1 protein-coding gene is annotated in these 316 nt (G+C 64.6%); it reads left to right on the top strand.

Annotated elements, in window-relative coordinates:
- Positions 1-135 precede the first annotated feature (135 nt).
- On the top strand, positions 136-316 hold a 181-nt coding region (locus ADK57_RS17415; RefSeq protein WP_053750396.1), incomplete at its 3' end, for a DUF397 domain-containing protein.

The following is a 316-nucleotide window of genomic DNA, read 5'->3' as shown; positions in this document are numbered from 1 at the left end:
CGGCGCGTTCAACGGGCGATCGGTCTCGACCCCCAGGGATCTTAGAATCCTTGAATTGCGCTAGGGCTTGATCCGGGCGCAGGCTCTCACGACGATGGAGTCGCAGGCCTTCATCGAGAAAGCGCGGGGGAAACAATGAGCACTGCCGACCCCCACTGGGTAAAGAGCAGTTACAGCCACAGCACCGACCCCGGCGACTGCGTCGAGGTGGCCACCCCCCCCGCCACCATCCACATCCGTGACTCCAAGACCCCAGAGACTCCTCACCTCGCCGTCTCCCGCGTCACCTGGGCCGCCTTCCTCGACGGCGTTTCCA

This window comes from Streptomyces sp. MMG1533 (assembly GCF_001279775.1).
In the GTDB taxonomy this organism is placed as follows: domain Bacteria; phylum Actinomycetota; class Actinomycetes; order Streptomycetales; family Streptomycetaceae; genus Streptomyces.
This window is presented reverse-complemented; position numbering and strand designations above follow the sequence as displayed.